The sequence below is a fragment of the Bacillus sp. R45 genome (assembly GCF_021729365.1).
Lineage (GTDB): Bacteria > Bacillota > Bacilli > Bacillales > Bacillaceae > Bacillus > Bacillus velezensis.
In genome coordinates, this window is sequence record NZ_CP091421.1 from 2,346,038 (window position 1) to 2,369,384 (window position 23,347).

The following is a 23,347-nucleotide window of genomic DNA, read 5'->3' on the forward strand; positions in this document are numbered from 1 at the left end:
AAACGTCACGTTGTCACCTGCCAGAACGAGTCTGCAGGTGCAGTGCTTGTCTCTGCTTTTTTCTCATATTTCTTTAAAAGATCCGCAATGTCCGTTTTTTCATTACTTGTTTTTTCCGGTTCACTTTCCGTGCTGTTCCAGCCGCCCAAAAGCGGGTAGTGTTTTTTTCTGAATTCCGGCGGCTGAGGCGACCGGTGATGTTCCCGCTGTCTTTCACCTCTGTATTCTTCAACGAGGATATGAGCATTTGTCCCGCCGTCAGGAAATGAACTCTGAGCTGCGACGCGGGGTTTCTTCTCTGAATGCCAATCAACGGGTTCACGATTAAAATGAATACGCGACGCTTCAAAGTCATAATGTTCAAATGGGTCACGCGCTGATAAGAAAGGCGGAATCCGCTTATGATAGACGCTCAGCACACATCGGATGAAGCCCGCAAGACCTGAAGACAGAAGCAAATGCCCTACATTCGGTTTCACCGATCCGATCCGGCAGGGCAGAAGCGTTTTCCGGTTCAGCTGATAGACATCTGAGAGCGCCTTGATCTCCACCGAATCAACGATTGGGGAACCGCCTCCGTTCACTTCTATATATCCAATGTCTTCAGGCGACTTTTCCGCCATATTAAGCGCAGTTTGAATGACGTCTCTCTGCGCTCTTATATTCGGTGAACCGGGACCGAGCGTCCGGCCGTCATTGTTTACCGAGACGGCTTTTATGACGCCGTAAATGCGGTCTCCGTCCCGCACCGCATCGCTCAATCGCTTGATAAAAACCGCCCCCGCTCCTTCTCCGAGCACTTCTCCCGCTGATTCACGGTCGAATATATGAAACACGCCGTTCTCATTTAAAATATGGCGCGCTCCGAATAACCGGTGCGCGGACGGAGATAAGAGCAGACTCACCGAACCGACTAAGGCCGCGTCAATCCTTCCGGCCAAAAGGGCGTCTTTTGCAAAGGACAGCCCGATCAGCCCTGAGGAACATGCTGTATCCACGACAAGGCTCGGCCCTGTGACATTCAAAAATCGTGAAATGTTGGCCGCCAAATAGTTTTGCCCCGCCCCCAAAATCGGGTTAGGCGCCTGCAGGATATGTTCCATACCGGCTGAAGGCTGCGCCCTGCCGCCGATGTACACGCCGACTTTCCGGCCCGACAAATCCTTTTGGCCGTACCCGGCATCATAAACGGAATGAACCGCTTCTTCTAATATGATCCGCGCCTGCGGGTCCATAATTGCCGCGTCTTTTTCAGAGATGCCGAAAAAGCCCGCATCAAACATGTCGATATCATCAATCCACCCCGCATAATCCTTTGCATTTGCTGTTGCATGCCAGCGCGATGCGGGGACAGGCCGGATGGCAGTATTCCCTTTCATCAGCAGCTCCCAAAAAGCATCCGTTCCGCCCGCCCCCGGAAAACGGCAGGAGATGCCGACGACGGCAATATCGTCTTCGGTATCCGCTTTCGGCTTCATGGATGTTCTCTCTTCAGCGGCGGCGGTTACATCAGGCTGAACGTCCCCGTCTTGAACGAAACCATTTTCTTTTGTCACAAAATCGGCTTCATGATGCGCTGCGAAATAGTCAACCATTTCTGTAATCGTTTGATATTGAAGCATTAAGGACGGTGTTAACTTGATGCTGATCCGTTTTTGCAATGATTGAACCAATTCCGCAAAGAGTATTGAGTCAATCCCGTATTCATCAAACGGCATATCATCTTTTATCTGCTCATCCGTCATTTTCAGTTCTTCGCTGAAAACGGTGCGCACCCATTGACGAATCATATCCTTCACCTTTTGGTCACCGGCACTGCTTTTTTTCATGGGAGCTTCAGTTTTCTTCACCTTCAGAAGATCACCAAAATCAGCCTTACTGTCTTCGGGAACACAAGGAATTCCGCAGCTTTGTCCGTTTAATATGATGTAATCTAAAAACTTCAGTCCGTCTTCGGCAGACAGCCTGGAAAGTCCTGATTTTTGATAAGCAGGTGTTTCCGGCAGGCCTTCAGCCATGCCGGTTTCTTTCCAGACGGGCCATTGAACGGCTTTAACAAACACGTTTCCTTTGCCTGCCTGATGATTTGCAAAAGAGTCCATAAATGAATTAGCCATCGCGTAGTCACTTTGCCCCGCAGCAAGCGAAGGGATCAGACCCGAAACGGATGAGAACAAAATAAAAAACGACAGCGGCTCATTCCGAACGGCTTCATAGAGACCGCCAAGCCCTGTTACTTTCGGCGTGCAAACGCTTTCGATTTCAGTTTCGGTTTTGTTATAAAAAGCGGGGTGTTCTCCCATTGCACCCGCGCAATGAAAAACACCGGTAATCGGTCCCATTGTGCCGCGGATGCTGTCCGTCATGTTCCGGAGCCCCTTTTGATCCGTAAGAGAAACGCTGTAATAACGGATCTCCGCGCCCCGCTCGGCTAACCTCTGCATCCGCTCGGCTTTTTCCGGGAGAATGCCATCCTTTTTCATGTCTTCCCACTCCGAGGAATCGGGAAGCGGCTCCCGCCCCATGATGACCAGTTTTCTGCACCCGCGTGAAACGGCATGCTCCGCCGCAATTGCGCCGATCCCGCGCGATCCGCCCGTTATTAACAGCACATCATCAGACGAATAGGAAAGCTCAGGCACCGCAGACACATTCGTACCCGGCTTCAGAAACGGCACATAACGGCGATTCAGCCTGTAGCAGCATTCACTGCCGCTTTTGGCCCGCGGCTGTAAAAATTCAGTTTCAATCTGTCTGCTTAATTCTTCTGTATGCTCAATCGCACAATCGCTATCTATCGTAAAAGAATGAATGTTGGCATACTCAGCGCCCAGCATCCGGTACAGCCCCGCCGTTTTCGCCCCCTGCATCAGAGGTTTACTTTCCTTGAAAGGCTGGAGGCGGTGTGTCACTTGGCTGAGCACAGCGCCGCTATGACGGAATAATTCCAGAACCTGCTGTAAAAAGGCAAGCTTTCCGTATTCTATATCTTCCCGCCGTTCATATTCCGCATCATATGCGGTTATGTCGACGACCCCGAGTATCTGTTTGTTTTGAAGAGACTCCCGCACTCTGCCGTAAAGGTTTCGCCCCGATGCGGCAGCGTAATAATCGGCGCCGTCTTTTGCCTGATGGATGAAACAGATCGTTTCAATATGGCCGTTTCCTTTAAATAGAGCATCGGCCAATCGGCTCGTCTTATCAGTTGCAAGTATCATTACTGTTCCTGATAATGCTTCAGACTCCGCCGGATCTTGCTGCTTCCAGTCTTTTTGAAGAATGATCTTTTGGTTTTCCGCCGGTTCGTCTGTCTGTTTCCGGATATCCGCAGGCACAGGCACCCAATACCGCTCCTTCGCGAACGGATATACAGGAAGGCTGACCCGTTTCGGCTTCTCTCCTTCGTATAACTGGATCCAGTCAACGGCGGCTCCTTTTGCCCACTCAGTGAGCAATCTGGAATATTGCTTGTTTTTCAAAAGTTCGGCCATTCCACTTGTTGAAATATCATCTTGAGCACGTCCGCGGAAACACCCTTCAATTTCCGTTTTCCGTTCAAGCACATCCTTCAGTTTCGCTTGCAGGCCGCAAACGGATGTAACGATCAATGCCAGCCGTTCAGGCATCGCTTCTCTGCCCGCTTGAAGCGTGTAGGCCAGGTCATTAAGATTGACTTCTTTTTCCCGTAAAAAGCGGTCATACCGTTTGACATATTCCAATAGCCGTTCTTCATTTTTTGCCGAAAGCAGAAACAGAACCGGCTCGTCTTCCCGTATACTCAGCGATTTCTTTTCAGCCTGCGGCGGCAGATATTCTTCTATGACAAAATGGGCATTGCTCCCGCTGGCGCCAAAAGAACTTAAACCCGCTCTTCTCGGCTGGTCAGGATGTGACGGCCGTTCCCATTCTTCCAGCCGGTCCGCCACATAAAACGGCGTATCCGGAAATGGAATATGGGGATTCAGCGTGTCCGCGTGCAATGACGGAAAGATTTCTCCATGCTTCAGCTGCAAAAGCACCTTTGTTAATCCGGCGATTCCGGCGGCTCCTTCTAAATGGCCGATATTTGATTTGGCAGAGCCGATGGCGCAAAACCGCTTCTTGTTTGTCCAATTACGGAAAGCGCGGCTCAGCCCTTCAATTTCAATCGGATCACCCAGAGACGTACCCGTTCCGTGAGCTTCAATATAGCTCAATGTCTCCGGATCAATGCCGGCACTCTGAAAGGAATCTGTAATGACTTCCGCCTGTGATGCCGGATCAGGCACGGTCAAACCGGATGTTTTTCCGACATGGTTTAAAGCGGAGCCTTTTATGACGCCATATATCGGACAGCCCATCTTTTCCGCTTCTTGAACGGTTGTCAGCAACACCGCGCCGACGCCTTCTCCCGGCACATAGCCGTCACCGCCGTCGGCGAAGCTTTTGCAGACGCCTTCTGAAGACAGAAATCCGGCATTCGCCAAAAACGCATATTTATGCGGATGTGTGACCGCATTAACACCGCCGGCAATGGCGAATTCGCACTCCCCCCTTTTAATGCTTTCACATGCCAAATGTATGGATGTGAGCGAAGAAGAGCACATCGTATCAACAGCCATTGACGGCCCTGTAAAGTTCAGGCAGTGAGACACGATATTCGGAACGGAGGCAGGCGTCACGCCCATAGACAGCGGTGTGCCCCACTGTGTGATTTCAGCGCCGAACAGCTCATAATGGCTCCAAAACACACCTGCGAATACCCCGACGCGTTTTCTTTTTTGTGAAGATGGCCCGCGCGCCGTTCTGTCCTGATAAAAACCGGCATCTTCACAAGCTTCCCAAGCCGTCTCTAAAAACAGCCGCGCCTGCGGGTCCATCATTTCAGCTTGGCGCGGAGTCAGATTGAAAAACAGCGGATCAAAGCTGTCTATGCGATCTAAAAATCCTCCGTAACGGTAGAACTGATCTGCTTCATATGAGAAAGGATAACCTTTCCATCTGTCTTTCGGCATTGTTGTGATACAGTCTTTACCTGAGCGCAGATTTTGGTAAAATTCATCGATGCTTCCCGCCTGCGGATATCTTCCCGCCAATCCGATTACGGCAATATCGTGCTCTTCTGTATGTCTCTCTTGTTTTCGGCTCCTTCTCTTGACAGCTGCATGGGATAATGAAGAGCGGTTCTTGTCTGCCACCGGAACCAATCGGGCCATGCTTTCAGTTACAGCAGGCTCCTTCCCGTATAAAATAACGGATTGCAGCTTGCCGAGACGCAGCATATATTCTAGTGAAGCCATCCCTTCCCCGGCCGGAAGCGGGCTGGTGCCGGTTGCATCATTCATGATCTCTTTCATCAAACTGTCAACCTGCATGCCGCCATCTTCCCAAAGCGGCCAGTTGATCGTCATAGAAGCCCCGGTCCGTTCGCCTTTTTCCGCTTTGCAATCGCGATATTTCATATATTCATCCATAAAAGCATTCGCTGCGGCATAATCTGTCTGGCCCGCATTTCCGGTCAACGCCGAGAATGAGGAAAATGCGGCGAAAAATTCAAGCGGTTCATGCCGTGAAGCTTCGTCCGCATGAATCAGGCCGCTGATTTTCGGCAGGAACACCCTCTTCAAGTCAGAACTGTCTTTTTGGATGATAAATTGATCTTTTAAAACACCGGCGCAATGAAAAATGCCCGTCAGACGGCCGAAAGTTTCTGTAATCTGAGCAAATGCCCGCTCTGTTTCGGCTTTGCTGCCGATGTCCGCTTGAACGTAAAGAACTTCCGCTCCCAATGCTTTCAGTCTGCTGATCTTCTCAGACTGTTCCGGCGAACGCCCGATGAGTGCGAGCTTCACCTTTTCTTTTTCTGCAAGGTGACGGGCAAGCAGAAATCCAAGACCGCCGAGACCTCCTGTAATGACATATACGCCGTTTTGTTTCCAAGGAGACTGTGTCTGTCCGCCCGGTTTCTCAATACGTTCGAACAATCTGATCTGCCGCATATCGTCTTTATACCGAATGTCTGTGCAGCCTGCATGAGAGCAGTCTGCTTCTGTTCTAATGATTGCGGCCGTCTCACTTGGCAATCTCTCATTCTTGTCACAGAAGGTGATCACCTGAGTGCGAAGAGCCGGATTTTCCAGATGTGCCGTTTTCAGCATAGCCCCGAGAGCTGAAGACAATGCCGCTCCATTCTCAACGGCGCATACAAGCTGAATCAATGTATGTTCTTTCGGATGGTCTGTCAGTTCCCGTTTAAGCATACGAAATATAAGCTCGGCATCTGCTCCAAACTGCTCATCTGCAACCTCATGCTCCCTTTTCAGTTCTATCACTTCCGCTTCCGGGCAATGTGTGCCGAGTTCACCGGTGAGACGGGGTCCTGCATCGGCAGCGATAATAAGATGACGGGTGTGTTTTTGCCCGTTCTGCACCGCCGTTTCCAGCGGATGATCTTTCCAGGCGGGTTCAAAAAACAGAACCTCATCAGCAATGTCAGCGTCTGATGTATGCCGTTCTTCGGCCGAATCTTTCAGCACACAGCCCGCTTCATTGATAAGGTAATCCGCAAGGCGGCGGACAGATGAATATTCAAAAAGCAGTGTCGGATAAAACTGCTGCTGAAAAGTCTGCTCTAATATCTTTACAAGCTTCAGCAAATGCGCCGAGTCAAGCCCCATATCATAAAAGCCTTTCCGCACATCAATATCCTGTGCCGGACGATTGATCAGCCTGGCGATTTCCGACTTTATGTAAGTCACCATGTTTTGTTCCGGCGTTTGCTGTTCAGACACGTCTTCTGCGGCCACAGGACTTTCGGGCTCTCCACGGCCGTTTCTGTTCTGCTGAGGCGGCTTCTCTTTGTCTATCAGATGGGTAATCATATTCGCTTGTCTGACCCTTTTTACTGTCAGTTTCTCACATTCGGCCAATACGTTCCCTTCCCTGTCGTAAATCGTGAAGTCGGCCGAATAAAAATCAGGTTCGCTATCTGATGCGCCGCTTTCAGTGCGGCTGTTTTTCGCAGAATAAGTGTAAATCGTTTTCGGAAACGGCTGATATATGCAAAAACGATTAATCATAAAAGGAATATACGGTGTGTCATTCTGCTTTTGGGCCGACAATGCAAAGGAAGAGCCGGCAAGGGTGGACGCATCTAAAAAAGCCGGATGCGCCTTAAATTTCTCCCGGAATCCTTCAGCCAAATCACTCAGAGTGAGCTCCATTAATTCTTCTTTATCCTGAAGCTGATAAACGGCCCCTTCATTTTTCATAAACTCGCCATGCTCAATATGGCTTCTTCTTGCAATTCCGTAAATGTCATGCATGTCCCATTTTCGGCTTGCGTTTTTCATGAATGCTTCAATATTCAGCTCTTTTGCCCGGGGCGTGTCTTTTTGCAAATAAAGCTGACATTCCATATTCTCATCCCGTTTTCCGCCAAGCGGTGTGCCGTTTTTTGCTTTTTCGCTTGTAATCTCAACTTTCCAGCTGTCACGCGCCGGCGTAAAGGTGACATACAGGTGTTTATCAAACTCTTCAGATGTTACAACAGGCTGCTTAAAAATAATCTGTCTTAATTCTATAGGCCTTTCACCGAGATACCCGGCGGCGAGCCGATACAGCATATCTATTAAAGTCACGCCCGGGAGGACGCGGATTTGGTGAACGCGATGATCCCGGACGATATAATTCGTATGGCTGATTTTCTGCAGGAACGTTTTGACTTGATCGGTGGCAACTGCCAATCTATCACACCTCGCTTATTTCAAACATTGCTTCTGTGCCCGCCTCATTTTCTTCCGCTTCGGACAACTGTGCTTTTTCAGGCCAATACCGCTGTTTTCGGTATACTGTCTGGCCGCCTTTCGGTTCCATGGTCGCTTTTCGTTCTTTCGGAATTCCTTCGTTGCTGACAATGATATGGGCGTTATTCCCGCCCAAACCGAACGCGCTGACCCCGGCCCTGAGTATCTCTTTTTTTCCGTCCCACCGCTTCAGCTCAAGCACAGGATAAAGCGGCGAATCATGAAATTGAAAGCGGGGGTTCGGTTTATGGCAATGCAAAGTCGGCGGCAGTTCTTCATTGGCAATCGCCAGCAAAACTTTGATGATTCCCGCCGCGCCCGCCGCACTCAGCAAGTGGCCGATATTGCTTTTGACGCTCCCTACACCGCAAAATTGTTTTTCATCGGAATAAGCAGACAAGACATTGGTTAATCCTTTTAATTCAATCGGGTCGCCGATCAATGTACCGGTTCCGTGCGTCTCTACGTATGTCATGGTGTCCGGCTCGATTTCCGCTGATTGAACCGCCTGCTCAATCAAGTCCTGCTGCGCCCGGGGATTCGGCGTCGTCACCCCCATTGTGCTGCCGTCATTATTTATCGCAGAGCCGTCAATAACGCCGTATATTTTATCTTCGTCTTCTATCGCTTTTTCGAGCGGCTTCAGCATCAGCACACCGCAGCCCTCTCCGATTCCTGTTCCGTCCGCATCGGCATCGAAAGATTTTGAACGGCCATTTGGCGATAAGATTCTCGCCGCGCTCATTGTGAGAAAAGGTTTTTCATCAAGCAAAATGTCAACCCCGCCCGCAAAGGCCGCCTCCGCTTCTCCATTTTGAATAGCCTGCACGGCCAAATGAATTGCCGTAAGCGAACTGGAGCAGGCCGTATCTACGACCAGGTTGGGCCCTGTAAAGTTATAAATGTGCGCCATATGTGCGGTAATAAAATTTTGCCCCGCGCCAATAATCGCGTCTTTTTGCAAATATTGAAATTTCTGATGAAACGCACCTGCCCTTGCACCGGCAAAAACGCCGATACGGCGGCCCCAGAGATCCTCTTTTTGATAACCGGCATCGGCCAAAGCTTCCGCGCTCACTTCGAGCCACTGCCTTTGCAGCGGGTCTATCATCGGTGCCAGCGTTTCTGAAATATTAAAATACTCCGGGTCAAATTGATCAATATCATGAATAAAACCGCCCCATTTACTGATACTTTTTCCTTCTTGATATTCACCCGGCTGATAGTGTTCCCCGGCGTTCCATCTGTCCGGCGGAACTTCAGTGACGGCATCCGTTCCGCTGCGGAGATTCTTCCAAAATTCTTTTATATCCCCCGCTTCCGGAAAATGACAGGCCATGCCGATGATCGCAACCTTTCCCCGTTTCCCGGGCTTATCTGCCGTTTTTTTGCTCTGTTTCGGCGTTTTCTGCAAAGGGACCTTCTCCGCGGGAACCGCTGCATCTGCCGAAAAAGCTTCCGGACAATGTGCGGCTAAATAATCCGCGAGCTGTTCTATGGTAGGGTGTTCCAGAAGGACAGTCGGATCAATTGAAACGGACGGCAGTTTTTGATCGATCTTTGTCAGCACTTGCGCCAGAAAGATAGAATCCATTCCGTATTCCTGAAAAGGCACATCGATATCCATATGCGTTTCATCGATACTCAGCTCTTTTGCCAAAAGCGACTTCAGCCAAGATTGAATATCAGTCCGGTTATGGACCCGTTTTTTTGTTTCAGGAGGTTTGGAAGCTGTTCTCATTCCTTTATGGGCGGCTGGCTTAGCGTTTTCAAGCGCTTTGATGTCCCAATCATTTTTCACTTGTGCCGGCAGCACGACAGTTCCGGGTCTTTCTCTTAAAATGTAATCAAGCATCTTGAGACCTTCCGCGTCAGAGTGACGCAGCAATCCCGTTTGCTGATACATCCCGCTTTTTGTATCCCTGCTCATGCCCGTCTCATCCCATGCCGGCCATTGTATGCTCATGATGCCGCCCTCATTGTTTTCTGCAAAATAGTCCATATAAGAATTAGCCATCGCATAATCGCTCTGTCCCGCCGCAAGAATCGGGACGGCTGCCGAGACAGATGAAAACAGGACGAAAAATGCCGGCGCATCATCCTTTACACTCTCATACAGACCGCGGAGGCCGTCTGCTTTCGGTGCGAGCACCCGCGCGATACTGTTTTTGGATTTGCGGAGAAAAGCAGGGTTTTCAAGGTCCGCAATTCCTGCGCAATGCAGAATGCCTCCGACAGGTCCGAGCGTTGTGGTTACCTCTTTTATAAGCCGTCCGACGGCCTGCTTATCCGTCAGATCAACTGCTGAGACGCACACTTTTACGCCCTGTGATTCCATCTTTCGGATAAGCTGTATTTTTTCCGAAACGACAGGGTCTGTTTGCTCAAGATCCCACTCTGTTTTCGGCGGCAGCTCCTTTCTGCCTGTCAGAAGCAGTTTCTTCACACCGTATGCGGAAACGAAATGCTTGGCGCATAAAGCGCCGAGTCCGCGCGTTCCTCCGGTTATCATGAGGACGGCGTCTTTTGGAAACACAGTCCGGTCTGTTTGCACGGCTTCTGGTTCAATCTGATCAGTCTGCCGAAGAACATAGCTGAAGCGCATGCCGTCCCTGTAGCAAACAGCAGATTCCGTTAAGTCTGATTCAATTTCTTGTTTAATAAAAGCGGCTGTCTGCTCCAGCGGCTCTTCAGGATCAATATCAGCGTGACAGGTGAGAATATGGCTGTATTCATGCCGCAGCATGCGATAAAGCCCCGCTTTTTCAATACCATGCATAGCGGCCGCCTTATTTTTGAAGGATTCAAGGCCTTTTGTAAGATAAAGCATTTTCATGTTTTCTTTTCCGCGGCCGTATTCAATCAGCTGCTGCAGCGATGCCACCCAGCTGATGTCCTGCCGCTTTTGTCGGGAGCCGCAGCCGGTGAAGTCAATAAACCCGGAATAGATGGCCGCATTCGCATCCTGTAAGAAAGAGATGAGCTGATTTTCCTGCACAATGTCAGCATCATTCAGCTGTTTTTTCACCTCGGCGGCAAGGTCTTTTGTATCCTCGGAGACGATGAGCGCTATTTTGCTGAATGGCTCGGATGAAGACACTGCCTCGCAAGGCTCCCATGTTTTCTGCAATACTACTGTTTTTTGGTTCGAAAGCGGCAGCTGCTCCCGTTTCGGCACCCAATAGCGGTCTGCTCTGAACGGATAGGAGGGCAGGCTGATGCGGCGCGGCTTACTGTCCGTATACAGCTGCTCCCAATCTGTGTCAAATCCGTTTACCCAGAGCCGCAGCACTTTCTTGTATTTCTTTTTCTCAATCCAGGCGCTGACGAGGTCAGCTGCGTCTTCATCGTCTGAGAACATGGAGATCGTGTTATTCTCGCGTTTTTTACGGCCGCTGATGATATCTTCGCTGTTTTTTCCCGTCAGAAACGCGTTCAGTTTTTCAGTCATTTCCTCTGCGGAGCCTGCAATGATTCCCAGCCTCGCTTCCATTGCGTCCCGTCCGGTCTGCAGTGTGTATGCAACATCTGCAAGATCGATATGGCGGGATGATCCGTTTTGGATAAAATCGCGAAGGAGACGCGCTCTTTCTTTCAGCCGCTCTTCATTTTTAGCCGACAAAACAAAAAGAGATGACGCTTTCTCACGGGTTTCCGGCTGTTCCGTCTCACTTTTACCCATGTATTCTTCAATAACGATATGCGCATTGACGCCTCCGAAACCGAATGAGCTTACACCCGCCCGGCGGGGCAGGACCCGGCCGTTTTCATCACGCAGCGCTTCCCACTCCTTTGTTTCTGTCACAATGTAAAACGGGCTGTCCTTCAATTTGATATGGGGATTGATGTTCTCGCAATGCAGACTTTTGGCGAGCGTCCGATGTTTCAGCTGCATCAATACTTTGATAACGCCCACAATGCCTGCTGCGAGCTCCAAATGTCCGATATTTGTCTTCACTGAGCCTATCCCGCAATATCCGCCCGGAGCCCCGTCTGTTTGGAAAGCTTTTTTCAATGCATTGATTTCAATCGGATCTCCGAGCGCCGTACCTGTTCCGTGCGCTTCTATATAAGTGATCGTTGACGGCTGAATACCGGCTTTTTGATAAGCGCTTTTCAGCACATCCGTCTGAGCCTGCGGGTTCGGCGCGGTAAGTGACGCTGAGCGTCCGCCGTGATTTTCCGCTGTACCGCGGATGAGGCCGTAGATGTGATCCCTGTCATGCTCAGCCTCTGAAAGCTTTTTCAAGACAATCATGCCGGCACCCTCTCCTCTGACATAACCGTCAGCCTGATCAGAAAATGTTTTGCAGCGCCCGTCTTCACTGAGCATGCCTGCTTTTTGAAAACCGATATGCCCTTCTGGCGTGACGATCGTGTTGACGCCTCCTGCGACCGCCATATCACAATCTCCCGTTTCAATGGCTTTTACCGCGCGGTGAATGGCGACTAAAGAGCTTGAACAAGCGGTTTCTATCGGCTCGCTCGGCCCGTGGATATCAAGAAAATAACTCATTCGGTTCGGCCCGACGGACGGCACGATTCCGGTCATCGTATACCCCTCGACAGGAAGACCCGCCTTATTGATTAAGGTTTGATATCCGCTTCCCAATGTGCCGGTGAAAATGCCGGTTTTTGTTCCGGCAATCCGTTTTGCCGAGTACCCCGCGTCTTCAATGGCTTTCCACACATACATCATTAATAGGCGCTGCTGAGGATCCATCATTTCAGCTTCTTTCGGAGATATCCCGAAAAACAGCGGGTCAAACCCGGCGATTCCATCTATAAAACCGCCCCATTTAATTGACGTTTTATTTGCATCCGCTGCCGGATCGCCGTAATATTCGCGCCAATCCCAGCGATCCCGGGGAATTTCTGTGATGCAATGCTCTCCTTTTGATAAACGTGTCCAGAATTCATCTATGTCTTTCGCTTGCGGAAAAATACCGCTGATTCCGATAATGGCTATCGGTTCGGTTTTTTCTTCTGATTTTCCTTTTACGGATACGGGCGTTTCCCGTTTGACATGAACGGCCGCCGGAGCTTCAGCTTTTCTTATTCCGGCTTTTGGGGCGGTTTTAAAATTCTCTCTTTCTAAGCCGCTGAATGCTTCTTTCCATTCAGATATCAAATGGCCGCTCAGTTTGCGCAATGTCGGAAATTCAAAGAAGATAGTCGGGCTGAGCTCAAGCTGATAAGACCGATTTAATAGATTTGTAAATTCAGTGAAGATGATCGAATCAAATCCGTATTCCGTCAGTTCGCTGTCAGCCTCAATATCTTTCATGCTTACCTTTAAAAGATCTGATACATGACGCTTTAGTTTCTCTTGAACCCGATCTTTCAGATCTCCTGCATCTGTCTCTGCCGGAGCTTTTGCGGCGGCGCTTTGTTCTTCACGCAGATCGAAAATATGGCTGCGAATCCGTTTTTCATCTCCTTCTGCCACCATGATCTGGTGTTCTCCGGAGGCAAAAGCGGCGTAAAGCGCCTGGATGCCTGAAGCCGATCGCATGGCTTTCATTCCGGTCTGTTCATACATCAGCCGTTCGGTCTCTTTGTCCACGCGCATACCGCCCTCTTCCCAAAGCGGCCAGTTGACGGACAGGGTCTGCCCGCTCCGCTTGTTGTCCCGCACGAGACGATTTCGGCGGGCTGCATATACGTCCATAAATGCGTTGGCTGCCGCATAACCGGCCTGCCCCGGATTTCCCATACCTCCCGCCAAGGAAGAAAACAGAATGAAAAAGTCCAGCCGCATATCTTTCGCTGCTTCATCAAGATTGATAAGCCCTTTCACTTTCGGCGCCATGACGGCCTTCCGTTCGTTTTCTGTCTGGTTCAGAATGTAGTTGTCGGCGATCACGCCGGCGCCGTGAATGATCCCGTCGAGTGTTCCGTGCTCCTCCTTTATGCCGCGGACGAGGGCGATAACCGCCGCCCTGTCTGTCACGTCAACCGGTTGATACAATACGCGGGCACCCGACGCTTCCAAGCGCCGTAAGCGGTCGGAGCGCTCTTCATCAAGCGCTTCCGCCCTTCCCGTTAATATGAGGACGGCGTTTTTGACGCGGGAGGCTATTTCTTCAGCGAAAATCAGTCCGATGCCGCCCGCTCCCCCGGTGAGGAGGTAAACCCCTTCGTCTTTCCACGGAACGGTGCCGCTTTGAGAGGCCGGAAGGTGACGCCAGTTTCTGACGAAACGTTTGCCGCCTTCATAACGGATTTCCGCTTGTTCAGGGTGCGCCCGGTTTTCTTTCAGCTTGGCAAGAAGCGCTGATGCTGACTCGTCCGGATCGGCTTGGATGACTTGGCCGTACAGCTTCGGATGTTCAAGGTGAGCCGTTTTCAGGAAAGCGGCCAGCCCCGCCAATACATTGTCTTCCCCCCTGTCGGGGACAAGAAGCTGGATCAGCGTTTTTCCCTTCTGTTTTTCTTTGATAAGACGCTTGACGATCGCTGACAGCTCCGCCGCACAGGCGTCATAACGGTCTTCAATGGGACCTTCCCCGTCAGCCGCACATACGGCGCCGTTTATGTCCTCAGCGTTCATTCCGCCATACAGCGTCACGTATCTGAAAGACTCTGCTTGTCCGCCGCCTTCACCCGGCGGTGATTCCTGCCACTTTGGCTGAAGCAAGAGCGGTTTTCCCTCCGTTTCCTCTTCCAGAAAACGGGCGGTGAGCCCCGTCAATCGGACACATACCTCGCCGTTTTCATCACACAGCTCAATATGATAGGCGCCGTCCGCTGAGGAAAGCACCGCCCACATCGTCTCCCGGCATGCAGAAAACACCTGCATATCTTGGAGGGCAAACGGCAGAAACGGCCGTCCGGACGCGGAACCGTCTGAGTGCACGAGACCGATAGAAGCCTGGAGGGCGGCGTCCAGCATGCTCGGATGCAGGATGAACGGCTCCTTTTCCTCGCGGGCGGACGGCGGAAGAGTGAGCTTCGCGAGCACTTCTCCGCTTCCGGCATAGACGGCGTCAAGCGCCTGATGAGACGGTCCGTAGGTGATGCCGAGGCTGTCGAATGCTTCATAACACTCAGCCTTTGACATGCGCCGGCCGCCGCAGCGCGCCTGAACCGCCTCCACATCGAGTACAGGAGCACGCTCCGTCTCTTCGAGCACGGCCTTTCCCTGGAAAAAGACAAGCGGCTCTTCTCCTTCGGCATACGCTTCAAAAGCGATGTCTCCGTTTTCTTCCGGCTGAAGCTTTACATGAAGCGTCACGCCTTCAGAAAGCGCCGTCACCGGACGGAGCCAAACGATCTGTTTGAGCCGGACACCCGCTTTCCCGCCCGGCAAGTCCTCAGCGGCAAGCGTAACGGCGGCCCGGGCCATTTCTAAAGCAGCCGCGCCCGGAAGCACCGGTTTTCCATTGACGATGTGATCGGCAAAAAACGGTTCACGCCCTGAAAAAACAGAAGTAAAGCGCTGGGCGGTAAAGGTCGATGTATTCGCGTGGAGCAGCGGGTGAAGCTTTTCACGTTCAGCTGAATTCCGGCTTTCAAGCTCTCCCTGAAGACGATCGGACGCCCAATACGTCTGCCTGGCAAACGGGTAGCCCGGCAGATTGCCGATTCGCGGCAAAGGTCCGCCATAAAGCAAGTCCCCTTCGATTTCATAACCTTGACAATAAAAATCTGCCAGCACACATAACAGTTCCTGATATTTTCTATGGTCAGAATATGAAGCGCTGCACTTGCCGAGCACTTCTATTATGTGCTCTTGAATATGCTGTCGGCCTGCAAAGTGCTGCGGTACTTTTCCCGAAAACACATAAGGATGATGTTCATTAAGCTTTGCCTGCTTCCATACATACACTGCGTCATCAGCATCTTGAACCACGATGGCGGCGCGATGGTTAAAGTGATGCCGTCCTTTTAGCAACGTATAGCTGAGCTGGGCTAGATCATTTTCTTTCAGTCCGCCATTTTCCGCCCAAGTGATCATATCTTCGATTTTTTCCTGAAGGGCCTCCTTTGTTTTTGCTGATAAAGTCAGTAAATAAGCAGGGGCATCCGGATGAGGTGAAGCGCTGCGCTTATAGCTTTCCATAACGACATGGGCGTTTGTTCCGCTCATCCCGAATGCGCTGACTGCCCCCATTCGGTTTTTACCCGGCAGAGAAGGCCACGCTTTAGCCGTTTTATTCACATAAAAAGGACTTTTCTCCCAGTTGATATAGCGGTTTTCCCCGCTGCAATGCAGACTGGCGGGAATCATTTCACGGGAGAATGCCTGTAAAAGACTGATCAAACTGACAATGCCTGACGCGGCAAACGTGTGGCCGATATTGGTTTTAATTGATGTGAGCGCGCAAAATGCTTCTTCGTTTGTATAGGCAGAAAATGCGTCATAAAGCGCGTTAATTTCCACCGGATCACCGAGTTTTGTACCCGTGCCGTGTGTGACGATATATTCGATATCTTCAGGGTTGATACGGCCCCGGTCATAAACGGAAGTAAGCAGCCGGGTCTGCGCGACGCCGCTAGGAGCGGTAATTCCGTTTGTTTTCCCGTCATAATTGATGCCGCTCGCCCGAATCACCCCGTAAATCGGATCGCCATCTTCTTCCGCCTCTCTCAGCGGCTTAAGAACAACCGCCGCAGCCGCTTCCCCGGGAACCATGCCGTCAGCCCTTTTATCAAACGCGAAGCATTTCCCGTTTTCCGACAGCATTCCGGCTTTATCTATCATTTCAAAAAAGTCCGGGGTATTCATGATATTCACCCCGGCCGCAACAGCTGTTGTACACTCTTTATTCTGCAGGCTTAATACCGCCTGATGGACAGAAACGAGCCCCGAAGAACATGCTGTATTTATCGCCATCACAGGACCTGATAAATTCAAGTGATAAGCCAGCCGCGCCGCCAAAATACCGTTATGATGAGACGTGACATTGCCTTTGTCCCGTGTTAAAAGGTGATAATCTCCTTCTTCCGCCCCCACAAACATACCGATCGTCTGCTGCCTGATGTGACTGGCGCCGTAGCCGGCGTCCTCAAGGGCCATCCACGCTTCCTGAAGTAGCAGCCGCTGCTTCGGATCCATCGTTTCAGCTTCCCTCGGCGATATTTCAAAAAATAAAGGGTCGAATTCGTCCGCCCCCGGTACAGCGCCGAGTTTCCATTTTGAACTTGTGAAGCCTTTTTTTGCGACCGGTGCGACAACGTCCTTTTCCTGAAACAGAATGTCCCACAGCTCGTCCGCCGTGCGCGCCTGAGGAAAGCGGCCGCTCATGCCGATAATGGCAATGGAATCAGCTGCCTGACTGCCCTCGGTTCCGGCGTTCAGCTTATTTCTTCCCCTCTGCTTCTTTCGCTTTTCCGTTCCTGCCTTTTCAAAGACAGATTGATCTGCGGATTCAGGTTTCTTTTCTTCATAGACATGCTCCATGACGGACTTGTGTTCCGTCAGAAAATAGCGGACGACCTTCTCCAGTGTGGAATGTCCGAAAAACAGGGCCGGGGTCACTTCAATTCCGTAGTGAGCGGACAAAGAAGAGGCGAATTCCGCCAAACTGATAGAATCAAAGCCGAAATCAGCCAGATTGTCAGCATCCGTCAGTCTGTTCTTGTCTATTTTCAAAAGCCCCGCCGCCAGTTCCTTCACATCCCAGCTTACGCATTCTTCCAGTGTAAAGCCTTTCATTTCACTCCGCCTTCCTGAAAACGGGATGTTCCTATTTACAGAACCCGAAATCGGCCGTTCGCCTTGATCTATCTGCAGGAAGCGTTTGGCCCTCGACGGAAAACCGGCCAGGACGAGATACTGGCTGGACGGCTGGACTAACAAAGTTTCAAAAGCTTCGAGTCCTTCCTTTGTATATAAATAACGCTGTCCGCTTGATTTTAAATACATATCGGTGCTTTCCGCCGTGCCGACATGCATCCCCCCTTCTTTCCAAAGCGGCCAATTGATTGCAAGTGACTTGCCGCTTCTGAGTCCGAGGCTCACAAGTTTATCCCGGTGGCGGACAAAAGCCATTTGGAAGCGGTTCCCCATCGCGTAGTCACAAGAACCGAAGTCTCCTAAAATCGCTGAAGAAGAAGAGAAACAACAGAAGAAGTCAAGCGGCTCCCGTGACAGAACCTGATCTAACACCGCGGTGCCGTCCGCTTTTGGCGATAAGACTTGCTGAAAGGTTTGCAGATCTTTCTCCAGAATGCTTTCAGTGCCTTGAAGACCCGCAGCGTGAATGACACCGTGAATCGGCCCGCATCCTTTCTCTTTCGCTTCTTGCAAACCTTTCTCCATCTGAGCCTGATCTGCGGCATCCGCCTGCACGTAAAACACCTTGGCGCCTGATTCTTCCAATCTCTTTATCTTGTGCAGCACCGGGCCGCCTGCCGCTGATCTCCCCGTCAAAATGAGCGTAACCGGTCCTTTTTCAGCAAAATATCCGGCAAATAACAAGCCCAAACCTCCGCATCCGCCGGTAATCAAGTACGTTTTTCCGCTTTTTATCACACGCTTCTCAACAGGGGCAATATCCGTCTGCTTCATTTCCATGACGTGACGGATTTCCCCACTGTACATGACACTGCGGAACGACCCGCTGTGAAGCTCTTCACATACATTATGGATCAGCTTTTCAAACGGTCCTTTTTGTCCAAAATAAACCGCGGCCGTATCCGTCTCCGGCAGGATTAGTTTCAGCGACCGTTCCAGCCCGATCCATGACTCGGCGTAACTGATATCGGTTTCGGTCCCGCACTGAGCGGAAAGAAGGATCCGCCTCGGTTTAGAACGCAAAGAAGCAGCTGCGCGGATCACATGATACAGAATGGAATAGTCTTTCACGGCCTTTTCATCTTCAAGCGGCCATCCATACAAAACGGCATCCGCCTTGCCTGCAGCCGTTTCAATATGCCGAAACGTTTCTTGATATGCTTGTCCGTCAGTGATTTTAATTTGATAATGCGTGTTTGAAAGCTTTTGAGTTTCCTCACCCTGTGAAATAAAAAACACGCCGGCTCCCGGATAAAGGGATTGTAAAGACCGATAAGCATGTTTTCTGGCAGCTTCTCCCGTAAGAAAACAGATGACCGTTTTCAGCTCTTCATGAATGGATTTCTTCAGAGGCTGCTGCGTCCACCTTTCTTCAAATATCATCATCTCGGAGTGTTCCTCTTGCCCGTGATCCTGCTGAGACGGCTGTCTCATTCTCACCCCTTTGATTTCTGCGCATACAATGCCGGTTTCGTCACAAAATTGAATGTCACAGCCGGTTTGATTCTTTTTATTCATATACATCCACATGCCGGATGAACACGGACGCATGACGCGCAGTTCTTCAACCGCTTCAGGCACGATATGGACTGACGGCTCCGTTTTTGCCAAGACATGAAAAGCTGCGTCCAGAAATTCCGGCGGTAGATGATATCCCGGATTACGGCCGCTTTCATCTGTAAGAGCAAGCTTCGCCCAAATCGCATTTTCTCCCGCATAAAGCTTTTCAATGGTGCGGAACTCCTTACTGATCGTTACACCTGATGTGCCTGGTGTTTCATAATCGAATGACAGCGGGCGGCAGTCTTTTTGTAAGGAGGCAATATCAAGCATGCGGGATGGCTGTATGTTCCCTTGACCGATGATTCCATAATGATGCAGCTTCTCTTCGTCACTGTATATTTCATAATGGATGCCTTCCTCGTCTTCAGACAGAAGGGAGAGATTGACGCCCGCACCGTGATGTCCGCCGGTAATCGGGTCAGTCCATGCCGCCGTTCGGATCCATATCTCTTTTTCTTCAGAGCTGTCTGCCGCATGATGATAAGCCGCAAGCGCCATTTCTAAATAAACGGCTGCCGACAGAACCCGCTCCCCTCTCACATCCTGGAAAACGTGTTCCCGGCCTGTAAAAGATGTATGATAGCTTTGCTCCGCCAAGGTTGACGTATTTTCATGCAGGAAAGGATGCACATATTCAGTTGTTCCTGTTTTTGGTTCATTCCGCTTCATCCAGTAGCTTTCTTTTGCAAATGGATAAGACGGCAGACTGATACGATGCGGCAGCGCGCCTTTATATAAAGATGCCCAATCGACGGGCGCCCCGTGGACCCAGGCATTCAAAAGACTGCCAAATTGACGTTTTTCCATCCAATCACCGACTGTGCCTTCCGTCTCTGTGACAGCACTATCACTCCGGCCCGTAAACACCCCGCTTACGGAACCGGCATTATTCAGAAAAGCAGTCAGCTTCTGTTCCAATTCAGAAACAGAGTCCGCTGTCATCGCCAGCCGTTCTTCCATCTGAACCCTGCCGACTTGAAGGGTAAATGCCGCGTCAAGCAGATTTGCATCTGTAATTGTTCCGTTTCCGGCGGCATCCGACAGCAACAGAGCCCGCTCGCGCAAGCGGTCTTTATCTTTTGCCGATAAAACAAAAAGCGCCGGACGGCCGAAGTCCGCCGAAGTCATTTCAGCCGGTTCATACTCTTCTATCAGCAGGTGGGCATTTGCCCCGCCCGCTCCGAAAGAAGATGTACCCGCGATTCTCGGATATTCCCGTGTTTCTCCTTCAGATTCTATGACCGGCCGTCTCCATTCCGCCATTTCCTGCTGCACGATAAAAGGAGAAGTTTCAAAATCAATTTCCGGGTTCAGCTGCTTTGAATGCAGCGACGGCACCAGATATCCGTGTTTCATCTGAAGAAGAATTTTGGTGACGGCAGCAATACCCGCCGCACTTTCCAGGTGTCCGATATTGGATTTAACAGAACCGATGGAACAAAATTGCTTTGCATCCGTATAGCGGCGGAAAGCCTTGGTTAACCCCGCGATTTCAATCGGATCTCCCAAGGAAGTGCCGGTGCCGTGGGCTTCCAGATAGCTGATTGCTCTCGGGTCAATTCCTGCCCGCTCCATCGCGTCTGCGATCACTTCCCCTTGTGCATTCGGGTTCGGAACGGTGAACCCGTTCGTTTTGCCGCCGGCGTTCAGAGCGCTTCCTTTAATGACACCGTATATATGATCATGATCTTCAACAGCCTTCTTCAACGGCTTTAACACGATACAGCCGACGCCCTCTCCGTCAACAAACCCGTCAGCCTTATCACCGAACGCTTTGCACGCGTTTGACGGCGACAGCATTCTCATAGAAGACAGTCCGATATAATGAACCGGATCTGTAATCAGGTTTACGCCGCCGGCAATCGCGCATTCAGATGCACCTGTTCTGATGCTTTCTGCGGCGAGATGAATGGCGGTTAAGGATGAGGAGCATGCGGTATCGACCGCGATGCTCGGACCGTGAAAATCAAACACATAGGATACGCGGTTCGGGATAAAGTGGTAGTGGGCCCCTGTCGGATAGTTGCCGTTCATGACACCTGCAAAAACACCAACCTTTTTACCGGCGCATAGTGAATCAGGGGTATATCCGGCATCCTCAAGGGCCGCATAAGCGGTTTCCAGAAACAGTCTCTCCTGCGGGTCCATGCGCTCCGCTTCTTTCGGGGAGATTTTAAAAAACAGCGGATCAAATTTATCAATGTCTGTTAAAAAGCCGCCCCACTTTGTATACATCCGGCCTTCCTTACCTTTTGTCTCATCATAGTAGTCCCGCCAATCCCAGCGGTCTTTCGGAATTTCGGTGATTCCGTGTTCACCGGTTTTTAACCGTTCCCAGAACTCATTAACATTTTCAGCTCCGGGATACTTCCCGGCAAGACCGACAATTGCCACTTCAAGGTGTTTTGACGGCGGTTCGGAGGCGGGCGGCGCTTTTTCAGAAAAAGATGCCGCTTGGCGCTTCGTCAATCCGGCGCTTTTTTTGCGGCTTTGCTTTTTCTGTAGAGTGTGCGGCACCTTTTCGGCTTCTTTATTTGTCTTGAAAATCCCAGCCATATCTTCCTGTCTTGAGCTGACGAGATATTCCGCTAATCCGCCGATTGTCGGATACTCGAAGAACAATGTGCTGCTGATATCAGGGACGTCTTCCCGCACGCGGTTGGTCAGCTGTACGATTAAGATGGAATCAATTCCGTATTCTTCAAGGGGCGTATGGGCTTGAACGTCCTCAATCGGCATCTTTAAGATGACGCTGACGATCTGTTTCAGATACTCTGTGCTTTTTTCAAGCAAAGAGCCTGATGATACCGCTTCAGTATGACGGACTTCTTCAGAAAATCGCGCAAGCAGTTCGCGCTCCTTCGTTTCAGCCAAGTATGCGGCAAGCTCTTCTATCGTTCGGTGTTCAAAAAACAGCGTGCTGCTGATATCAGGGACGAGATCCCGCAGCTCGTTCGTCAGCTGAACGATCAGAATAGAGTCAATGCCGTATTCATCCAGAGGAGCCAGCGGATTTATCTCTTCTGCCGGCATTTTTAATACTTTTGCCGCAGCCCTTATCAGAAAAGCAGCTGTCTTTTCCGAAAGCCCTTCTCCCGCTTGTTTGATGGGGAGCTGACGATCAGAGGATGTTCGCGGTACGTTTGATTGGCGCTTTTGCGCGGTGTAAGCTTCCCTGCTCTGCCTGATGACTCCGTTGCTTTTCGCCGTGATAATCTGCTGGGTGTGCAGACGTTCGTTTTCAGCCGGAAATTGAATGGAATGAAAGCCTTCAGCCATTAAAACCGATTTCCATGTTTCCGGATAAAGACCGGGGCACCCCGGAATCCGCAGCGCCTCGTCTTCGTACAGCCACCAGCCCTCTAATAAGCCGAATGTAACATGTGTAAACGGCGTATGTCCGCCCAGTTCATTAACGAGCAGCAAACCGTCTTTTTTCAATACGGCTTTTGCCGTCCGTAAGGTTTTCCGGATATTTTTGGTGGCATGCAGCACGTTTGCGGCGATAGCGATATCGTAGGTTCTCAGATGTAATCCCTGGCCCGCCGCAGGCTTCTCCACATTAAACAGCTGATACGTCAAATACGGATTGTCCGCGCCGTATTCCTTTTCGGCATGCATTAAAAAAGCTTTTGACAAGTCGGTATAACAGTATTCCTGAATATGGTTTTGATAGGGGCGGAGCTTTTTAAACAGTGTGCTGCTCGTTCCGCCGGTGCCCGCTCCGATCTCCAGCAGACGGATGTTTGCCTCAGGATTGTTTTTAATTACATTTTCCACATAAATACACGCTTCATTTGCCATCACATCGTTGTAATAATCAGCGAGAATGTTATGCTTATAGATTCCTTCAACGAGCTCCATTGAAGAATCGGGAAACATCACGTCAGTGGCTTTTATTTTGCCTGTTAAAATGTCAGGCAAAGCTTGAATGACGGTATCCGCCAGCAGAGCCTGCGCTTTCATATCCGGATCTTTCAGCCATTCGTTTTTCTTCTTATGCCACTCTTCCCAAATCGCGGCCGTTTCACCGCTTTTAAGATCGCGGTCTAAAAGGCGGATGCTTTCTTCCAGCCAGCGCTCATATAAAGGCAGACAGGAAGCCGCCGGCGCTTCGCCGGTCAGACCCATTGAACGCAGCGTCCCCCGCAGCACTTGCAGCAAAAGCCGATTCAATTCTTTCATTTGATTGCTTATTTCTGTTCTTAAGGATAACTGTGTACGGTCTTTTTGTTTGTCTCCCTTACCCAAAACCTTA

General features: G+C 50.6%; 2 protein-coding genes. Both read right to left on the minus strand.

The window, feature by feature from the left end; genetic code table 11:
• Positions 1-5: 5 nt before the first annotated feature.
• Entirely contained in the window at positions 6-7,724 is a 7,719-nt protein-coding gene (locus tag L3V45_RS11550) for a type I polyketide synthase (protein ID WP_236837002.1), read from the minus strand.
• A 4-nt stretch (positions 7,725-7,728) separates the two neighbouring features.
• Complete coding sequence (locus tag L3V45_RS11555) at positions 7,729-23,340, minus strand: SDR family NAD(P)-dependent oxidoreductase (protein WP_236837003.1); 15,612 nt, start codon at positions 23,338-23,340, stop codon at positions 7,729-7,731.
• Between the last annotated feature and the right edge of the window lie 7 nt (positions 23,341-23,347).